This window comes from Thermomonas mangrovi (assembly GCF_028201335.1).
GTDB classification, from domain to species: Bacteria; Pseudomonadota; Gammaproteobacteria; order Xanthomonadales; family Xanthomonadaceae; genus Thermomonas; species Thermomonas mangrovi.
Genome location: NZ_JAPEVV010000003.1, coordinates 256,708 through 272,854 on the forward strand (window position 1 = coordinate 256,708; position 16,147 = coordinate 272,854).

Below are 16,147 nucleotides of genomic sequence, written 5' to 3' on the forward strand. Positions count from 1 at the left end.
CTCGAATGTGGACTATTGCCGCCAACAGCCGGCGAGGGGACGCACCCTAGCAGAAAGTACGCCGATTCGACCGTGCCGGCATTCTGTCCGTCCCCGCCGTTAAGTCAGCGGCAACGCGGCATGCGGCCCGCACGCCGTGCCTGCTCCATGACGGGCACCAGGCTGGCCGCGCGGGCATCGAGCTCGCGCAGGCGCGAGGCAGGCTCGGGATGGGTGGATAGCCAGCGCGGGGGGCGTGCGCCGCCCAGCTCCGCCATGTTGCGCCACAGCACCACGGCGCCGCGCGGGTCGTATCCCGCCTCCGCCATGAGCTGCTGGCCGACCACGTCCGCCTCGGTCTCCTGCGCGCGCGAATTCGGCAGCAGGAAGCCGGCCTGGGCCAGGATCGAACCGCCTTGGGCGGCCACCTGCCCGTAATCGCCGGCCAAGGCCCCGAGCAGCTGCACAGCGCCCGCCGCGCCCACCTGGCGGGTGATCCGCTCGTCGTGGTGGCGGGCCACGACGTGGCCGATTTCGTGGGCGATCACCGCCGCCAACTGATCCTGGTCACGGGCCACCCGGAAGATGCCCGAATACACCCCGACCTTCCCCCCCGGAAGCGCGAAGGCGTTCGGTTCCTCGTCGACGAACAGCGCCGACTCCCAGCGATAGGTGCGCCATTGCGCAGGCAGTCCAGCCGCGATCGAGTCGGTCACGCAGGCGACGTAGCGGCGTTGCGCGGCATCGCTGGCCTGCGGCTTGGTCGCCTTCTGTTCGGCGAAGGCCTTCGCCCCCAGCTGGTCGAGCTGGGCCTGCGAAACCGCGCCGACGTACTGGGTGCGGCCGGTGGGCGACGTGGTGGTGGCGCAGGCGCCGACGAGGGAGGCCGCCAGCAGGACGGCAAGGAGGCGGGCGCGGGGCATCGGCGGGATCCGGTGGTCGTGGGAGTGCCCGCGTTGTAGCGTCCCGCGGCTCAAGGGCGCGTCAATGCGACGCGCCCTTGATGGCTCACACGTCGAGGTTGGCCACCTTCAACGCGTTGTCCTCGATGAACTCGCGGCGCGGCTCCACCACGTCGCCCATCAGCGTGCTGAAGATGGCGTCGGCGGCGACCGCGTCCTCGATCCTGACCTGCAGCAGGCGCCTGGTCTCCGGGTTCACCGTGGTGTCCCAGAGCTGCTCGGGGTTCATTTCGCCGAGGCCCTTGAAGCGCTGGATCTGGCGACCCTTCTTGGCTTCCTCCAGCAACCAGGCCTGCGCCTCGGCGAAGCTGGCGATGGCTTGCGCGCGGGTGCCGCGCTGGATCTGTGCACCCTCGTGGATCAGGCCATGCAGCGCCGCCGCGGCTTCGCGCAACGGCTTGAGTTCGCCATGCTCGAACGCCGAGAGCGGCAGCACCTGGGTCAGCGATTCGCCCATGTGCAGGCGGGTCACCAGCAGCGCTGCCGGGCGCTGTTCGGACGTCGGTTGCAGGCTGAGCGTGTAACGCGGCTTGCCCAGGCCACTGCGGTTGAGCCGGGATGCCAGCGCCGCCAGTTCGCCGGCGTCGATGCCCTGCGCCAGGCTTCCGGCATCCAGCGGGGTGAAGTCGATCAGCGCCTCGAGGACCTGCGGGTCGTAGCGGTGCGCATTGCGGGCGATCGCCTCGCGCGCCTTCGCGTAAGCCAGCAGCAGCGATTCCAGCGCGGCCCCGTCGATCGGCGGCTCGCCGGCGGCCGGCACCAGCTGCGCGCCTTCCACCGCGTTGCCGGCCAAATACGCATCCAGCGCGGCATCGTCCTTCAGGTAGAGCTCGTTCTTGCCCTGCTTGATCTTGTACAGCGGCGGCAGGCCGATGTAGATGTGGCCGCGCTCGATCAGCTCCGGCATCTGCCGGTAGAAGAAGGTCAGCAGCAAGGTGCGGATGTGGCTGCCGTCGACGTCGGCGTCAGTCATCAGGATGATGCGGTGGTAGCGCAGCTTGTCCGGGTTGTACTCGTCTTTGCCGATGCCGGTGCCGAGCGCGGTGATCAGGGTGCCGACCTCCGCGCTGGCCAGCATGCGGTCGAAGCGCGCGCGTTCGACGTTCAGGATCTTGCCCTTCAGCGGCAGGATCGCCTGGGTCTTGCGGTTGCGGCCCTGCTTGGCGGAGCCGCCGGCCGAGTCGCCCTCGACGATGAACAGTTCGGACAGCGCCGGATCCTTCTCCTGGCAATCGGCCAGCTTGCCCGGCAGGCCGGCGATGTCGAGCGCACCCTTGCGGCGGGTCAGGTCGCGGGCCTTGCGCGCGGCCTCGCGGGCGCGCGCGGCATCCACGATCTTGCCGGCGATCGCACGCGCCTCATTGGGGTGTTCCTGCAGGAACTCCTCCAAACGTGCAGCGAACGTGCTGTCAACGACAGGTCGCACATCCGATGAGACAAGTTTCTCCTTGGTCTGGCTGGAGAAGCTCGGATCCGGCACCTTGACCGACAGCACGGCGATCATGCCCTCGCGCATGTCGTCGCCCGACAGGGCGACCTTGGCTTGCTTGGCGATGCCGCTCTGCTCGATGTAGTTCGTGAGCGTGCGGGTCAACGCCGAACGGAAGCCTTGCAGGTGGGTGCCGCCATCCTTCTGCGGGATGTTGTTGGTGAAGCAGAACATCGCTTCTTGGTAGGCGTCGGTCCATTGCAGGGCAACGTCCACGGTGATGCCGTTCTGCTCGCCGCTGACCGAGATCACGTTGGGATGCAGCGGGGTCTTCAGCTGGGCCAGGTGTTCCACGAAGCTGCGGATGCCGCCTTCGTACTGGAACACGTCACGGCGCCCTTCGCCGCGCTCGTCGACGAGGGTGATCTTGACCCCGGAGTTGAGGAAGCTCAGCTCGCGCAGGCGCCGGGCCAGGATGTCGTAGTGGAACTCGACGTCGGTGAAGATTTCGGCGGCCGGCCAGAACCGCAACGTGGTGCCGCGTCGTCCACCCTGGTCGCCAAGGCGCTTGAGCGGGTAGACCGGCTCGCCGAGCGCGTATTCCTGCTGGTGGTGGCCGCCATCGCGCCAGATGTCCAGGGTCAGCTTGCTGGACAGCGCATTGACCACGGAGACACCCACGCCATGCAGTCCGCCGGAGACCTTGTAGCTGTTGTCGTCGAACTTGCCGCCGGCGTGCAGCACGGTGAGGATCACCTCGGCCGCGGAGACACCCTCTTCCTTGTGGATGTCGACCGGGATGCCGCGCCCGTTGTCCGACACCGACACCGACCCGTCTTCGTGGATGGTGACCACGATGTCGTCGGCGTGGCCGGCGAGCGCCTCGTCGACCGAGTTGTCGACCACCTCGAACACCATGTGGTGCAGGCCGGTGCCGTCATGGACGTCGCCGATGTACATGCCGGGACGCTTGCGCACGGCCTCCAGGCCGCGCAGCACGGTGATCTTGCTGGAATCGTAGGTTCCGGACGGGACGGCGGGCGCGTCGCCCGGGGTGTGCTCATGCTGCGACATCAACGGCTCAGGCTCCCGTGGCGCGGCTTGCAGCGCGCCTCGACACATTAGCTATAGGGATCGGCAGTATAGCAACCCGACCTTGGGCCCCGCCGCTCAGGCCGCGTCGGCGAGCGTGACACGCCCCTGTTCCACGTGGAACCTCGACACCGTCATGTCCAGCATCGCCAAACCGGGCGGCGCTTCGGTGCCGGTCACGATCACTTGCGCCCCACTCCCCGCTAGCGCACGCAGTACCCCAGCCTGGTGGTCGCGATCCAGCTCGGACGCAAGATCATCCAGTTGCAGGAGTGGCCAATGGCCCTCCACGTCGGCCAGATGCCGCGCCTGCGCCAGCAGCAGGGCCAGCGCCGCCAGCTTCGCCTGCCCACGCGAGAGACCATCGCGGCCCGGCAGCGCCTCCAGCACCAGCTTCAGGTCGGCCCGGTGCGGTCCCAGGCTGGTATGCCCAAGCAGGCGGTCGCGGTCGCGGGACAGCAGCAGCGCATCCGCGAGCGGCAGTTCCTGCCGGCGCCAGCCCGGCTGTAGTGCAATGGCGGCCCCGCCGGCCGATGGCAGCAATTCGGCCATGCCAGCCTCGACATAGGGCGCAAGCTGGACGACATAACGCTCCCGGCACCGGGTCAGGGCCTCGCCGGCCTGCGCCAATTCATGCTCCCAGGCATCCAGCTGTGCACCATCGGCCTGCTGCCGCAGCAAGGCGTTGCGCTGCTTGTGCGCCCGCGCGTGACGGCGCCACAGGGCAAGGAATCCGTCATCGCCCAAGTGACGTTCCACGTGGAACAAGCCCCAGTCGAGGAAGCGCCGACGCTGCTCGCTGTTTCCATCGATGAGTGCATGGCTGCCCGGTTCGAACGTCACCACGGCCATGGCCTCGCAGAGCTGGCCAAGATGGGAGACTGGGGCGCCATCCAGGCGCGCCTCCCAATCGCCGCCGGCATGCCTCAGCCCGGCCCGATGCGGGGTATCGGTGCGGTCCCGCCATTCGGCGAACACGTCCAGCGATGGTTGGCCTTGGCGGATGAGGCCATCGCGCACGCGGCCGCGGAAACTGCGCGCATGGGCGAGCAAGTGGATCGCTTCGAGCAGGCTGGTCTTGCCGCTCCCGTTGGCCCCGGTCACGAGGTTGAACCCGGGCCGAGGATGGAAATCCACGGCCTCGAAGCGGCGCACATCGCGCAGGCGCACGTGCTGGATCTGCATCAGGCGGGGCTCACAGGGCAGGAAACGACGACGCCCGGACCAGCCGGGCGTCGTGTTGCCGGTTCCACGTGGAACACGAATGCGTCAGAGACGCAGCGGCATGACCACGTGCCGCGCATGGCCGGTATCCGCGCCGCGCACCAGTGCAGATGAATTGGCGTCGCGGAGCTGGATGACGACCTGCTCGTCGCGCAGCGCGCCGAGCGCATCCAGCAGGTAGTTCACGTTGAAGCCGATCGCAAGCCCGTCGACCCGGGTGTCGGCCTCGATCTCTTCCTGGGCTTCTTCCTGCTCCGGGTTGTGGGCGCTGATCCGGAGTTGGCCCGGCGAGACTTCGACGCGCACGCCGCGGTACTTCTCGTTGGACAGGATCGACGCCCGCTGCAGCGCAGCCCGCAGGACCTCGCGATCGACCCGCACGTCCTTGTCCGCGCCGATCGGGATCACCGCCTCGTAATCGGGGAACTTGCCGTCGATCAGCTTGCTGGTGAAGGTCACATCGTCGCGCTTGACCCGGATGTGGCCCTTGCCGAGTTCCAGTCCCAACGTGCGATCGCCGCCTTCAAGCAGGCGCTGCAATTCCTGTACGCCCTTGCGCGGCACGATGATCTGGCGCTTGTTGCCGCCGCCGCCCTCGAGGCTGGCTTCGCACAGCGCCAGGCGGTGGCCGTCGGTGGCCACGCAACGCAGCGCGCCATCGCGCAGGTCGAACAACAGGCCATTGAGGTAGTAGCGCACGTCCTGCTGGGCCATGGCGAAGGCGGTGCGTTCGATCAATTCCTTGAGCGTGCTTTCGGGGACGTCGACCTGTTCGGTCGCCTCGACCTCGTCGACCGAGGGGAAGTCGTTCGCCGGCAGGCTGGCCAGGCTGAAGCGGCTGCGGCCGGCCTGCACCGCGATCTTGTCGCCGGTCTGGCTGATCGTGACCTTGCTGCCATCGGGCAGGGCGCGGACGATCTCGAACAGCTTGCGGGCCGGGATCGTGGTTTCGCCATCCTGGGCGTCGTCGACCGCCGTGCGCGCCACCATCTCGACCTCGAGGTCGGTGCCGGTCAGCGACAGCTGGCCATCGCGTACCTTGGCCAGCAGGTTGGCGAGGACCGGCAGGGTCTGCCGGCGTTCGACCACGTTGACGACCTGGGCCAGTGGCTTCAACAGGACTTCGCGTTGCAAGGAGAACCGCATGTCGACCCCTATGTTCCGATGCCGGGACCCGCGTCGTGCGGGCGTCCAATGCTCTTGAGGATGCAGAGATAAATCAGAAAGCGGTGGTGCTGGTAGCGCCGAATTTCCGGTATAACTGCATCAACCTCTTGTTTTTATTCGATATTTCAGAAAAGAAACCCGGTGGATGATGGCCCCGCTCGGCGGGGGACAGCCTGTGGATAACGCGTCGCCCCGGGGTCCCGCCCCGACTTGTCCACAGGTTGCCCCGTCGTCATTCACTGAGTTTCCGGATCAGCTTTTCCCAGTCCTCGTGCAGCTTGCCATCGGTCTCCATGAGGTGCCGGACCTGCCGGCAGGCATGCAGCACGGTGGTGTGGTCGCGGCCCGCGAAGGCATCGCCGATCTCGGGCAGGCTGTGCTCGGTCAGTTCCTTGGCCAGCGCCATCGCAACCTGGCGCGGGCGGGCCAACGAGCGCGTCCGCCGTTTCGACAACAAATCCTTGATTTGCAGGCCGTAGTAGTCTGCCACGACCTTCTGGATGTTGGGGATGCTGATCGCCTGTTGCTGCGCGCGCAGCAGGTCGCGCAGGCTCTCCTGGGCGAAGGCCAGGGTGACCTGGCGCCCGGCCATGCCGGCCTCGGCGATCAGCTTGTTGATCGCGCCTTCCAGTTCGCGCACGTTGCTGCGCATCTTCTTGGCGATCAGCTGGGCGACCTCGGGCGGGACCTCGGCGCCGCGCTCGCGCGCCTTGGCCAGCACGATCTGCGCGCGGGTCTCGAAGTCCGGCGGGTCGATCGCCACCGACAACCCCCAGCCCAGGCGGGACTTCAGGCGCGGTTCGAGGCCTTCGACCTCGCGCGGGTAACGGTCGCAGGTCAGGATGATCTGCTGCTTGCCGTCGAACAGCGCGTTGAAGGTGTGGAAGAACTCCTCCTGGGTGCGGTCCTTCCCGGCGAAGAACTGGATGTCGTCGATGAGCAGCGCGTCGATGCCCTGGAACTGGCGCTTGAACTGGTCGGCGGTGCGCTCCTGCAGCGCGCGGAAGAACGCGTTGTAGAACTCGTTGGAGCGCATGTAGAGCACCTTGGCGCCCGGGTTGCGCGCGCGCATCAGGTTGCCGGCGGCGAACATCAAGTGGGTCTTGCCCAGCCCGGTGCCGCCGTACAGCAGCAGGGGGTTATGGGCGCGGTCGCCCGGGCGCTGGGCCGCCTGCCAGGCCGCTGCGCGGCCGAGCTGGTTGCTGCGCCCCTCGACGAAGTTGTCGAAGGTGTAGTGGCCATCCAGGTTGCCGTGGAATGGCTCTTGCGGGCGCCCGGCGGCCGTGGTGGTGGCCGCCGGCGATGCGTTCGGCGCCGGATCCGCGCGGCGCACCGCGCCCACGTCCAGCAGGACCCCGGCTTCGCCGTAGTGGCGGGCGAGCTCGCGGATGCGCGGCAGGTAGCGGCTGTGCACCTCGTCGCGCACGAAGCCGTTGGGGGCGTACAGCACCAGGGCGTCGCCGCGCTGGTCAGGCTGCAATGGCTTGAGCCAGGTGCGCACGTCTTCCGCGGGGAATTCGGCCTCGAGGTGGTGCAGGCACAGCGGCCAGAGATCCGGGATGGCGGGCATGTTCACGAAGGCAGGGTCGACGCCGGCAGGCGCCGGGCAGGGCGCCTGTGGATAAGTTCGGGAGGGCGGCAGCGTATCACCGCGGCCCGAGTCGGGCCATCCACCAGCGCGCTCTGGTTTGGGCCAGCGGGGATACCTTGCGACGAGAGGCATTGGCTGCTAGACTTTCAAGTCTTTTCCGCCAAAACACGACGCAGGCCCCGCCATGGCGACCAAGCGCACTTACCAACCCAGCAACCTCAAGCGCAAGCGCGACCACGGCTTCCGTGCGCGCATGAAGACCGCCGATGGCCGCAAGATCCTGGCTCGCCGCCGCGCCAAGGGCCGTCGCCGCCTGACCGTCTGACCCGTCTTCCGGCCAGCTGGCCGGGATCGCGCGTGACGATGTCGAAGTCTTCCGGGACGCCGGTATCCGACGAGGATGCCGGCGTCTCCGCGTCTGCATCCACGGACCGCCAGGCGTTCCCGCGCCAAGCCCGGGTGCGCGCGAAGGCGGAGTTCGACGCGGTGTTCGCCCGCGGCCGGCGCATCGCAGCGCCCGAATTCGTGCTGCACCTGCTCGCCGATGGCGAAGCGCCGAGGCTGGGCCTGGCGGTCGCGCGCAAGGTCGATCCGAATGCGGTCGGCCGCAACCGGATCAAGCGCGTGCTCCGCGACGCCTTCCGCCGCCAGCGCGCGGGCCTGGCCCCGGCCGCCTACGTGGTGGTGGCCCGCGCTGCCGCCGCCCGCGCCGACAACACCGCCTTGCGCGCCGCCTTCGCCGCCCTGCTGCAGCGCGCCGCTGCATTGCCCCTCCCGGCCTCGGCCGGCACAATGCCGGCCGCATCCCTCCCGTCCCCCTCCACGCGCCGTGCTCCAGGACGGCCGGACCAGCCTGCCCGATGACCCAGACCCGCACGTTCCTGCTCCTTGCCTGGCTGATGGTGGCCACCCTGTTGTGGATGGAGTGGGGCAAGGAACAACAGGCGCCGGTGGCGCCGGCCACCCCCATGGCCGCGCCTGCCGCCACCTTGCCCACGGGCGGTGTCCCTGCCGCGACCCCGACCGGAGCGCCCGCGGCGCAAGCCGTCGCGACCGCGTCCGCGAGCGCACCGTTGGTGCGGCTGCGCAACGACGTGCTCGACCTGCAGCTCGATGGCATCCAGGTCGTGCGAGCCGAGCTGTTGGCCTATCGCCAGACCCGCGAGACCGGCAGCCCGCCGGTCGTCCTGTTCGACAACGATGCCGCGCAGGCCTTCAGCGCGAGCAGCAGCTGGCGCGGGGCGAATGGGCAGGCCATCCCGCTGCAGCCGGAAGGCGCGGTCCACGAGCATGTGCTGGCCGATGGGGCCACCCAGGTCGAAGCGGTGTTCAGCGGCCGCCTGGCCGACGGCGTGACCCTGCGCCGCACCTATCGCCTGGCCCGTGGAAGTTATGCGCTGCGCGTGCACGACGAGGTGCTCAATACCGGAAGCACAAGCTGGACCGGGCAGGTGGATCGTCGCCTGCAGCGCATCCCGCCGGTGCCCAAGCGTGGCCTCACCAACCCGGAGGCGTTCAGCCTCAGCGGCGCCGCCTGGTACAGCCCGCAGGACAAATACGAGAAGCGCAAATTCCAGGACTTCGCCGACAAGCCGCTGGACCCGGATGCGCCCAAGGGCAAGGAAGTGAAGGGTGGCTGGATCGCGCTGTCGCAGCACTACTTCCTCACCGCGTGGATCCCGCAGGCCGACCAGGGCGCGTTGTATTCGCTGCGCGTCGCCGGGCCGCTACATGCGGTCGACGCCGACGGGCCGCAGGCGACGCTGGCCCCCGGCCAGAAGATCACCAGCGACGCCACCCTGTGGGTCGGGCCCAAGCTCGCCGCCCAGCTGGAACCGGTCGCGACGGGCCTGGAAAAGGCGATGGACTACGGCTACTTCACCGTGCTCTCGCAGCCGATCCATTCGCTGCTGACCCTGCTGCACAAGCTGACCCACAACTGGGGCTGGGCGATCGTGCTGCTGGTGATCCTGATCAAGCTGGCGCTGTACCCGCTGTCGGCCGCGCAGTACCGGTCGATGGCGAAGATGCGCAAGTTCCAGCCGCGCATCGAGCAGCTGAAGGAGCGCTACGGCGACGACAAGCAGAAGTTCCAGATGGCGATGCTGGAGCTGTACAAGAAGGAGAAGATCAACCCGGCCGGCGGCTGCCTGCCGATCCTGATCCAGATGCCGGTGTTCCTCGCCCTGTACTACGTGCTGCTGGAGGCGGTGGAGCTGCGGCAGGCGCCGTGGATCCTCGGCTGGATCAACGACCTCACCGCGCGCGACCCGTACTTCATCCTGCCCATCGTCAACGGCGCGGTCATGTGGCTGACCCAGAAGATGACGCCGATGGTCGGCATGGATCCCATGCAGAAGAAGATGATGCAGATGATGCCGCTGGTGATGGCGGTGATGTTCGCCTTCTTCCCTGCAGGCCTGGTGTTGTACTGGGTGACCAACGGCGCGCTCGGGATGCTGCAGCAGTGGTGGAACACCAAGCGCTACGCCGAGGAACCGGCGAAGGCCTGACCGGGCCGCGTCGTGACCACCGGAGCCCGCCGTCAGGCGGGCTTCGCGTTTCTGCGATCATCCCGCCGTGACCTCTGTCGACACCATCGTCGCCATCGCCACCGCGCCGGGCCCGGGCGGGGTGGGCATCGTGCGCCTGTCGGGGCCGCGGGCGCAGCGGATCGGCGAAGCCATCGCAGGCAAGCCGCTGGCGCCGCGCATGGCGACCCATGCGCGGTTCCTCGACGCCGGCGGCGAGGCCATCGACGACGGCATCGCGCTGCGCTTCCGCGCGCCCGCCAGCTTCACCGGCGAGGACGTGGTCGAACTGCAGGCGCATGGCAGCCCGGTGGCGCTGCGCGCGCTGGTGGCGCGTTGCATCGGCCTCGGCGCGCGCCAGGCGGCGGCCGGCGAGTTCAGCCAGCGCGCCTTCCTCAACGGCAAGCTCGACCTCGCCCAGGCCGAAGCGGTGGCCGACCTCATCGCCGCCACCGACCTGCGCGCGGCACGCGCCGCGCGGCGCTCGCTGGAAGGCGATTTTTCCCGCCGCGTCGAGGCGCTGATGGAGGCGGTGCTGGCAATCCGCGTGCACGTCGAGGCGGCGATCGACTTCGCCGACGAGTCGCTGGACACGCTGGGCGGTGCCGCGTTGCGCGAGCGCCTGCGCGAGGCGAGCGACCAGCTCGCCCTGCTGCGTCGCGCCGCCGAACGCGGGCGGCGCCTGCGCGACGGCCTGCACGTGGTGCTGGTCGGCCCGCCCAATGCCGGCAAGAGTTCGCTGCTCAACGCGCTGGCGGGCAGCGAGCGCGCCATCGTCACCGACATCGCCGGCACCACCCGCGACCTGCTGCAGGAAACCCTGCGCATCGACGGCGTCGAACTGACCCTGGTCGATACCGCGGGCCTGCGCGACGCGGGCGATGCGATCGAAGCCGAAGGCATCCGCCGTGCGCGCGCCGAACTGGCACGCGCGGATCTTGCCCTGGCGCTGGTCGATGCCCGCGACCCCGCCGCCGGGCGCAATGCGCTGGATGGCGACGTGCATGCGGCCGGGCATTGGCTGTGGCTGCACAACAAGGCCGACCTGCTCGACGGGCGCCCCGCCTTGCCGGCGGATGCGCTCTACGTGTCGGCGCGCACCGGCGAGGGGCTGGAGGCGCTGCACGCCCGCCTGCTGGCGCTGGCCGGTGCGGGCGCAGGGGCGGACGAAGGCGCATTCAGCGCCCGCGTCCGCCACCTGGATGCCCTCGCCGCCGCCGCCGATCACCTGTCGCGCAGCGCCGATGAACTGGCGGCGGAGCGGCTGGACCTGGCGGCGGATGCACTGGCACGGGCGCACGCCGCCTTGGGCGAGATCGGCGGCAAGCTCGACGCGGATGGTCTACTCGGTCACATTTTCGGGACCTTCTGCATCGGCAAGTAGGGGTTTTCGAGCTCCCCCGCCTTGACAAACGTGCCGGACTGACGCGTCCTATCGACAGGTGCGTCTTGCATCACAGGGGAGTTCCACGATGTCTGCCAACAATTCTTTGCGCCGCCTTGGCCCGGTGGCGTTGACGCTCGCCATTGCGTGCGCGCTCGGCGCCTGCAAGAAGGACGAACCCGCGGCGGATGCCGCAGCAGCGGGCGCCGCCCAGCAACAGGCGCCTGCACCGACCCCGGAATCGGTGGTGTCGGCGACGGTCGCGGCGATGAGCCCGGACCAGCTGCGCGATGCCGCCTCGAAGGCCTATGGCGAGAATCGCCTGTATGCCCCGGCCGGCAACAACGCGATGGAGTACTACCTCGCGTTGCGCGACAAGCAACCGGCCGACGCCGGCGCGTCGAGCGCGTTGACCGACCTGATGCCGATGACGGTGATCGCCAGCGAGCAGGCCATCGCGCGCGAGGACTTCGCGGAAGCCAAGCGGCTGGTCGCCTTGATCGAGAAGGCCGACGGCCTGCATCCGGCGCTGGGCCGCCTGAAGTCCAGCATCGCCGGCAGCGAGACCGCTGCGGCCTCGCGCATCGCCCAGCAGCAGCTGACCGCCGAGCAGGAAGCCAAGCGCCAGGCCGACTTGCTCAAGCAGCGCGAGGAAGACCAGCGCCGCCAGCAGGAGCAGGCGCGCCAACAGGCCGCGCAGCCGGCGACGCCGCCGGCGCCGACCGCCGCTCAGCAACAGGCCGCGGCCGAGCAGGAACGCGCGGCCGAGGCCGAGCGCCAGCGCCAGGCCGCCGCGGAAGCGGAGCGCCAGCGCCAGCAACAGGCTGCCGCCCAGCAACAGGCCGCGCAGCCCGCCGCGCGCCCGGCCGCAGCGTCGAACGAGCTGCGTGCGGTCAGCACGCCCAGCCCGCGCTATCCGCAGGCCGCGCAACGCGCCGGCGCGACCGGTTCGGTGGTGGTCGAGTTCACCGTGAACCCGGACGGCAGCGTGGGCGCCGTGCGCGCGGTCAGCTCGGATGGCCCGCGCCAGTACACGCGCGAGTTCGAACGCGAGGCGGTGGCGGCGGCGAAGCGCTGGCGCTTCCAGCCGATGTCGCAGTCCACCACCACCCGCCGCACGATCGCGTTCCAGCAGTAAGCGGGACGCTTCCGCGGCAACGAAAAAGCCCGGCTCGCGCCGGGCTTTTTCTTGCGTGTGGATCCCGCCGCCAGGCCGGCTTCGATCAGGCACTGATCGCCAGTTTCTCCTGCTTGTAGCGCCACACTGCGAGCAACCAGAACACTGTCGCGATTGCAAGCGAGGCGCCTAGGTAGATGCCCCATTGCTCGATCGAGGCGTTCTCGCCGCGAGTGATCTTCTGGATCATCTGGTTCTGCGCCAGGAAGGGCACGGCGTATTGCCACAGCGCGGTGTCCTTGATCGGATAGGCGATCAACGCGTAAAGCGGCAGCATCGGCAGCATCATGAGCCACACCATGTGACTTTGCGCTTCTTTCATACTCTTGGCCGCGGCGGCCAGCGCGGTGAGCAGCGCGGTGCCGATCAGCACCAGCGGCAGCAGCACCAGCAGCAACTTGCCCATGGCGGCGAAGCTCACGTCAAGCGAGATCGCGCCGCTGGCGAGGCTCGCGCTGACCTTGAATGACAGCAGGATCAGCAGCATCGAGATCACGCCCAACACCGCCGCGGCCAGCATCTTGCCGCTGACCAATGCGGCACGTGATGCCGGGGTGGCCAGCAGCGGTTCCAGCGACTGCCGCTCGCGTTCGCCTGCGGTGGTGTCCATCGCCAGATGGGCGCCACCGATAAAGGCGAACATGGTCAGGATGACGGGGAGCACCACAGACAGGAACATGTTGCGCTTGGCTTCCTCGGAGGCTAAGTCTCGGGTCCCTACATTGAGCGGAGCGGCGATGCTCGGGTCGATGCCGCGCACCAGCAGGCGCAGGCTGCCCACGGTGCGGCCGTAGCCCTCGATCACCTTGCTGACCCGTGCCACCGCGACGTCGGCATTGCGGCGGGTGGTGTCGGTGACCACGTCGACCTTGGCCGGCTTGCCGGCACGCCAGTCCTCGGTGAAATCCTCGTCGATGAGCAACGCTAGATCCTCGTCTTGGGCGCGGATCCGGTCCTCGATGTCGGCCGGCGCCTTTTCCGCTTCGATGCCGTAGGCGCGCAGGAAGGCGATCAGGTTGGGGGCGTGCTCGATGCCGACCACCGGCAGCGACAGGGTTTTCTCCAGCTGGGTTTCCGCGCGCATCTGGCTCAACTTGCCCATACCAAGGAACAGCACCGGATACAGCAGCGGCGCGACCAGCAGGCTCAACAGCAAGGTGCGGCGGTCGCGGGCGAAGTCGCGCCATTCCTTGCGCACGACCGTGAGTACATTGGCGAAGAAGGAGGTCTTGTTCATGCGTGCAGACCCTCTTCGCTGCCGATCAGTTTCACGAATGCGTCCTCCAGGTTGTCCTCGCCGGCCAGTGCGCGCAGTTCTTCAGGGGTGCCCTCGGCGGACACCCGCCCGCGGGAGACGATCACGATGCGATCGCAGAGCGCGGCGACCTCCTGCATGATGTGGCTGGAGAAGATCACGCAGCGGCCTTCGGCGCGCAGCTCGTGCAGGAAGCCGCGCAGGCCGCGGGTGGTCATCACGTCGAGGCCGTTGGTGGGCTCGTCGAGGATCACGTTGCGCGGGTCGTGGATCAGCGCGCGGGCGATCGCGGTCTTGGTCCGCTGTCCCTGGCTGAAGCCTTCGGTGGCGCGGTCGAGGAAGTCGTCCATCTGCAGCGCGGCGGACAGCCTGGCGGTGCGTTCGGCGATGGTCGCGGCCGACAGGCCGTGCAGTTCGCCGAAGTAGGTGATGTTCTCGCGCGCGGTCAGGCGCTTGTACACGCCGCGCGCGTCGGGCAGCACGCCCAGGCTGCGGCGCACCCGCTCCGGGTCGCCGGCGACGTCGACGCCGTCGACCAGCACGCGGCCGCGCTCGGGCGACATCAGGGTGTAGAGCATGCGCAGGGTGGTGGTCTTGCCGGCGCCGTTGGGGCCGAGCAGGCCGGTGATCTCGCCGTCGCGGGCGGTGAAGCCGACGTCGTCCACCGCGACCACCGGGGTCTTGTCCTTGCCGCGCGCCGGGAAGGTCTTGCGTAGCTGTTCTGCAACGATCATGTCAGGGGTTCCTTGGTCCGGTGTGCGCTCAGGGTTCCCAGCCGTTGAAGCTGGTGAACGGCGGCGTGTAGCCGAGCTTGTCCAGGCAGCGGCCGTCCAGCGCCTTGGCGTCGGCCTTCTCGACGAACTGCGCGAACAGCTTCGGCATGCAGCCGGCGCCGAGCACGCTGTGGCCCTGCCCGCGCAGCACGAACAGGCGACCGTTGGGCAGCGACTTGGCGATCTCCTCGCCATAGCGGGGCGGCGTCACCGGATCGAACTCGCCGGCCAGCACCAGGGCTGGCACCTTGGTCGCCAGCGGCCGGTTGAAGTCGGCGGGCACCTTCCCCTTCGGCCAGGCCGCGCACATCGCCGCCATCCCGCGCGGCATCAGGTTGCCGAGCACGGTGCCGGCATCCTCCGCGCGCGACACCATGCTGTCGCCATCCTCGCTGCACACGACCGACATCTGCATGCCGATGGCCATCGAGTCCTGCATGCTGCCGGCGATCATCTGCGCCAGCGCCATGAGGTCCTCGCGGCGACCGTTGTTGGCCTCGTGGATCAGCTTCGGCAACAGGGCGGCCGCGGCGGGCATGTACGCGTACATCCGCACCAGCCCGGCGACGCTCTCGGCGCGCAGCAGGCCTTCGCGTTGCTCGCCGGTCACCGCGTCGCGGTAGCGGACGGTCGCGGGTTGCGCGCGCAGGCTGGTGAGCAGGGTCTCCAGCTCCGCGCGCGGGTCGCCCAGCGCGTCCTTGCAGGCGGCCACCTTGGTGCATTGGGCGAACTGCAGGGCGAGCGCGTCCTCGAGGTTGCGCGCGAAGATGTTGCCGAGCTTGATCGTGTTCGGCACCGGCGAATCCAGCACGATGCTGCGGATCGCGTCGGGGTGGTGCATCGCGTACTGCTGGGCGACGCGGGTGCCGTAGCTCACGCCCATCAGGTTGACCCGGTCGGCGCCGATCGCCTTGCGCACCGCCTCCAGGTCCGCCACCGCGTCGGTGGTGGTGTAGAAGCGCAGGTCCGCGCGCTTCGACAGGTCGGCCACGCAGGCCGCGGCCTGCGTGCGCATGGCCTCGGCGGACGGTTCGACGGCCGCGTCCGGCGCCTCGTCGCCGGGCTTGCAGGCGAGCTTGTTCGACTTGCCGGTGCCGCGCTGGTCGACCAGCACGATGTGCCGGCGCTTGCGCACCTCGCGCAGCAGCGGATCCATCGCCGGGAAGGTCTCGACCGCCGCCTGGCCGGGACCGCCGGCGAGCATGAACAGCGGGTCGGGGGTGGCGTCGGCCTCGTTCGTCGCCGGTAGCCAGGCGAGGTTGAGCGCGATCTTGCGGCCGCCCGGCCTGGCGTGGTCCTCGGGCACCTCGAAGGTCGCGCATTGCGCCTCCAGGCTGTCGCGGCTCATGAACGAGCGCAGCGTGCAGGGGGTGAAGGCGATGGCGCCGTACATGCGCGGCTTCGCCGGGGCGATCGCGGTCGCCACGGCGGGCTTGCGCTTGCCGTCCGCCGGCGTGTCGTCGGACTTGCGCTGCAGGACCTTCTGGCCGAGCAGCACGACCACCACGGCAGCGATGATGGAAATGCGGGTCTTGCGGGACATCATGTGGACAACCCCTCGTGGTGGTTGCGGTGGAAAAACG

13 protein-coding genes are annotated in these 16,147 nt (G+C 69.0%); 5 read left to right on the forward strand and 8 right to left on the reverse strand.

The genetic code is table 11. The annotated features are described in order from the left end of the window. Window positions 1-104 precede the first annotated feature (104 nt). From ON759_RS07735 to dnaA, 5 genes are all read right to left on the reverse strand, one after another. Complete coding sequence (locus tag ON759_RS07735; protein WP_271679789.1) at window positions 105-902, reverse strand: M48 family metallopeptidase; 798 nt, start codon at window positions 900-902, stop codon at window positions 105-107. 85 nt (window positions 903-987) lie between these two features. Further along, a complete protein-coding gene (gyrB, locus tag ON759_RS07740; RefSeq protein ID WP_271679790.1) occupies window positions 988-3,444 on the reverse strand; it encodes a DNA topoisomerase (ATP-hydrolyzing) subunit B in 2,457 nt (818 codons plus the stop codon). Between the two features lie 96 nt (window positions 3,445-3,540). Next, window positions 3,541-4,647, reverse strand: a complete 1,107-nt coding sequence (gene recF, locus ON759_RS07745) for a DNA replication/repair protein RecF (protein ID WP_271679791.1) — start codon at window positions 4,645-4,647, stop codon at window positions 3,541-3,543. A gap of 84 nt (window positions 4,648-4,731) precedes the next feature. Further along, complete coding sequence (gene dnaN / locus ON759_RS07750; protein WP_271679792.1) at window positions 4,732-5,832, reverse strand: DNA polymerase III subunit beta; 1,101 nt, start codon at window positions 5,830-5,832, stop codon at window positions 4,732-4,734. A 253-nt stretch (window positions 5,833-6,085) separates the two neighbouring features. Further along, window positions 6,086-7,423: a chromosomal replication initiator protein DnaA gene (dnaA, locus tag ON759_RS07755; protein ID WP_271679793.1), complete on the reverse strand. Its 1,338-nt coding sequence runs from the start codon at window positions 7,421-7,423 to the stop codon at window positions 6,086-6,088. A 205-nt stretch (window positions 7,424-7,628) separates the two neighbouring features. Here dnaA and rpmH point away from each other — a divergent pair, with 205 nt between their 5' ends. From rpmH to ON759_RS07780, 5 genes are all read left to right on the forward strand, one after another. After that, complete coding sequence (gene rpmH, locus ON759_RS07760) at window positions 7,629-7,769, forward strand: 50S ribosomal protein L34 (protein ID WP_271679794.1); 141 nt, start codon at window positions 7,629-7,631, stop codon at window positions 7,767-7,769. 38 nt (window positions 7,770-7,807) lie between these two features. Continuing rightward, window positions 7,808-8,308, forward strand: coding sequence for a ribonuclease P protein component (gene rnpA, locus ON759_RS07765; protein ID WP_271679795.1), 501 nt, complete (start codon window positions 7,808-7,810; stop codon window positions 8,306-8,308). Further along, window positions 8,305-9,957 carry a membrane protein insertase YidC gene (yidC, locus tag ON759_RS07770; RefSeq protein ID WP_271679796.1) on the forward strand — a complete coding sequence of 551 codons (1,653 nt, stop codon included), beginning with the start codon at window positions 8,305-8,307 and terminating at the stop codon, window positions 9,955-9,957. The genes rnpA and yidC overlap by 4 nt, the downstream gene beginning before the upstream one ends. Before the next feature lie 67 nt (window positions 9,958-10,024). Then, the gene (gene mnmE, locus ON759_RS07775; RefSeq protein WP_271679797.1) at window positions 10,025-11,359 is read left to right on the forward strand and encodes a tRNA uridine-5-carboxymethylaminomethyl(34) synthesis GTPase MnmE; all 1,335 of its coding nucleotides are present in this window, start codon (window positions 10,025-10,027) and stop codon (window positions 11,357-11,359) included. 88 nt (window positions 11,360-11,447) lie between these two features. Continuing rightward, on the forward strand, window positions 11,448-12,497 hold the full coding sequence (locus ON759_RS07780; protein WP_271679798.1) for an energy transducer TonB: 1,050 nt from the start codon (window positions 11,448-11,450) through the stop codon (window positions 12,495-12,497). Between the two features lie 85 nt (window positions 12,498-12,582). On the opposite strand, the gene ON759_RS07785 is transcribed toward ON759_RS07780, so the two are convergent. Genes ON759_RS07785 through ON759_RS07795 form a run of 3 tightly spaced genes read right to left on the reverse strand, consistent with a single transcriptional unit; the run spans window position 12,583 to window position 16,110 of the window. Further along, window positions 12,583-13,773 carry an ABC transporter permease gene (locus ON759_RS07785; protein WP_271679799.1) on the reverse strand — a complete coding sequence of 397 codons (1,191 nt, stop codon included), beginning with the start codon at window positions 13,771-13,773 and terminating at the stop codon, window positions 12,583-12,585. Beyond that, the gene (locus tag ON759_RS07790; RefSeq protein ID WP_271679800.1) at window positions 13,770-14,525 is read right to left on the reverse strand and encodes an ABC transporter ATP-binding protein; all 756 of its coding nucleotides are present in this window, start codon (window positions 14,523-14,525) and stop codon (window positions 13,770-13,772) included. The genes ON759_RS07785 and ON759_RS07790 overlap by 4 nt, the downstream gene beginning before the upstream one ends. Window positions 14,526-14,553: 28 nt before the next feature. Continuing rightward, on the reverse strand, window positions 14,554-16,110 hold the full coding sequence (locus ON759_RS07795; RefSeq protein WP_271679801.1) for an alpha/beta hydrolase: 1,557 nt from the start codon (window positions 16,108-16,110) through the stop codon (window positions 14,554-14,556). Between the last annotated feature and the right edge of the window lie 37 nt (window positions 16,111-16,147).

Bases quoted from the DNA above. Each gene is read 5' to 3' on its own strand.
- ON759_RS07735 (WP_271679789.1), bottom strand. From the start codon at position 902: ATGCCCCGCGCCCGCCTCCTTGCCGTCCTGCTGGCGGCCTCCCTCGTC.
- gyrB (WP_271679790.1), bottom strand. From the start codon at position 3,444: ATGTCGCAGCATGAGCACACCCCGGGCGACGCGCCCGCCGTCCCGTCC.
- recF (WP_271679791.1), bottom strand. From the start codon at position 4,647: ATGCAGATCCAGCACGTGCGCCTGCGCGATGTGCGCCGCTTCGAGGCC.
- dnaN (WP_271679792.1), bottom strand. From the start codon at position 5,832: ATGCGGTTCTCCTTGCAACGCGAAGTCCTGTTGAAGCCACTGGCCCAG.
- dnaA (WP_271679793.1), bottom strand. From the start codon at position 7,423: ATGCCCGCCATCCCGGATCTCTGGCCGCTGTGCCTGCACCACCTCGAG.
- rpmH (WP_271679794.1), top strand. From the start codon at position 7,629: ATGGCGACCAAGCGCACTTACCAACCCAGCAACCTCAAGCGCAAGCGC.
- rnpA (WP_271679795.1), top strand. From the start codon at position 7,808: ATGTCGAAGTCTTCCGGGACGCCGGTATCCGACGAGGATGCCGGCGTC.
- yidC (WP_271679796.1), top strand. From the start codon at position 8,305: ATGACCCAGACCCGCACGTTCCTGCTCCTTGCCTGGCTGATGGTGGCC.
- ON759_RS07780 (WP_271679798.1), top strand. From the start codon at position 11,448: ATGTCTGCCAACAATTCTTTGCGCCGCCTTGGCCCGGTGGCGTTGACG.
- ON759_RS07785 (WP_271679799.1), bottom strand. From the start codon at position 13,773: ATGAACAAGACCTCCTTCTTCGCCAATGTACTCACGGTCGTGCGCAAG.
- ON759_RS07790 (WP_271679800.1), bottom strand. From the start codon at position 14,525: ATGATCGTTGCAGAACAGCTACGCAAGACCTTCCCGGCGCGCGGCAAG.
- ON759_RS07795 (WP_271679801.1), bottom strand. From the start codon at position 16,110: ATGATGTCCCGCAAGACCCGCATTTCCATCATCGCTGCCGTGGTGGTC.